Origin of the sequence: Bacteroides sp. RTP31139st1_H2_RTP31139_211217 (genome assembly GCF_040227615.1) — a bacterium.
In the GTDB taxonomy this organism is placed as follows: Bacteria; Bacteroidota; Bacteroidia; order Bacteroidales; family Bacteroidaceae; genus Bacteroides; species Bacteroides uniformis.
On the sequence record NZ_JBCNZM010000120.1, the window covers coordinates 13,060 to 14,865 of the forward strand.

3 protein-coding genes are annotated in these 1,806 nt (G+C 49.6%); all 3 read right to left on the reverse strand.

The window, feature by feature from the left end; genetic code table 11:
- The coding region (locus ABUA47_RS17305) for an occludin (protein ID WP_349831820.1) at window positions 1–432 on the reverse strand (432 nt) is incomplete at its 3' end.
- Window positions 433–532: 100 nt separating this feature from the next.
- Window positions 533–1,339: a hypothetical protein gene (locus tag ABUA47_RS17310; protein ID WP_057258519.1), complete on the reverse strand. Its 807-nt coding sequence runs from the start codon at window positions 1,337–1,339 to the stop codon at window positions 533–535.
- Between the two features lie 21 nt (window positions 1,340–1,360).
- The coding region (locus tag ABUA47_RS17315; protein WP_349831822.1) for a response regulator transcription factor at window positions 1,361–1,806 on the reverse strand (446 nt) is incomplete at its 5' end.

Consider the following 1,806-nt stretch of genomic DNA (forward strand, 5'->3'; position numbering starts at 1 on the left):
GCGCATGCCGTTCTTCAAAGTGAAACTTCCCATTTGCAGGTTGTCGGTAGAGCCCCAGAAGCCCGTCAGTCCGAAGGGATTCGAACTGAAATACCGGGAGTTGCTGAGTGAGAATATGTTCGAAAGACCTTGTGAATAAGTCACGTTCGGGTTCAACTGGAAGATGCGGCTATAGTCTTTGCTGGCATCCGGTATCTCCAAAGTGAATTTGGGAAGAGTGGGGGTGGACAGATTCATCAGCCCCATATCCAGCAGGAAGCCGTCGTAATTCTTCACGCCCGGCAGAAGCTCCTTTTCAGACGGAGACATGCCTTCGGGAGACGCTTCGCCACGTACTGCAGTACGTACCGTATCGGCAGGCATCTCGCTCTGTGCGCTGACGGATGACATGCCTGCAAGTAAAATGATGATGCAGAAGAAGATTCGTTTCATAGTTCTTTGTTCACAATTTCAGTTGCTGTCTGCCGCATAGGGGCAGACTGAACAAAGATACTCGTTTCCCTCTATTTCCGGAAATATCTTTGTATTATTTCTATTTCTTTATACGAATGGTAGGGGCGAAAATGGGCGAATTTACCCATTTCATTTTGGTGGGGTCGTATCTTCGTTCCATCCCTCCGTTGAGGTCGAGCCAGTCCGTCACTTTCAGTTCCAGTACCATGCCATAACCGCTTTGCGGATACATCGGGTTCATATATCCATGAAAGGAGTTACTTCTCCCGTAGCCCGAATACTGGCCGAAGGCATGCAGGCGCATGTAGGGATTGATGCGGTAGGATACGGAGGCATTGTAGCCTATGTCCCATTGAGTACCTCGGGGGGCATCCCTTTTGGCATACTGGGCACCGGTAATGGATGAAGGTTGGGAGATGGAATAGTGGGCGGCATATACCCCTCCGCTCAATTCCCAATGTCCGTCGGGACTGTAATAAGTGACTCCTGCGCCAGCCTGCATGATGGAGCCCATTGCAGGATAGGTGTTATGGCTGCCGTACATCGTCAGTACGACTTCCGGCGAGAGCAGGAAATCGGCGAAACGCTGGAAGTCCCATTCAAAGATGTTTTTCTGAAAGTGTATCTTCTTCATGTCCGTCCAGGGCAGGGGCTCCACATAGTCGGAGGGAGGGAGATGGAGATTTATCTCTTCCTGCTGTTCGTCTTGCAGACTTTGTTGGGGCTGGCTTTCATCAAGGCCCGTACGCTTGTTCTCTTTTGGAGAAAAGGGAATCTGCTCTTTCTTTACGGGAGGCCGGTTCTTTATTGTGTCTTCCGGAATCTCGCTCTGTGCATAGGCGCAGAGTGAGGAACAGATAAAAGTAATGAATAATAACTTTTTCATAAATAGTAGGGTAGTTTTAGTTTAGTTCACTATTAGTTTATATCCTATTCCCCGCACATTGACGATACGGATGCGCTCGTCTCCGGCCAGTTTATGCCGCAGTTTGGTGATGAACACATGCAGGCTGCGGGAGTTGAAGAAGCTGTCGTCTCCCCAGAGGTCGAGCAATACGTTCTGGGTGTTGACCACCTGGTTGCGGTTCTCGCAAAGGCGTTTCAGTATTTCGGACTCGCGGTGGGAGAGTTCCACTTCCGTATCCGCGTTAGGTGAAGTCGGGGTGCCTGCAAAAGCAAGTCGTTGAGTGACGGAATTGAAACGGTAGTCACCGATTTCAAAAACGGTAGTTTCTTTGGGCTTTTCCTCTGTAAAGGAGAAAGCTTTGCCTACCAGGGCCTTTATGCGGATAATGAGTTCCTGCATTCCGAAAGGCTTTTTCAGGTAATCGTTGGCACCCAGCTCAAACCCTT

Coding starts and splice junctions, on each gene's coding strand:
- ABUA47_RS17310 (WP_057258519.1), bottom strand. CDS start 1,339: ATGAAAAAGTTATTATTCATTACTTTTATCTGTTCCTCACTCTGCGCC.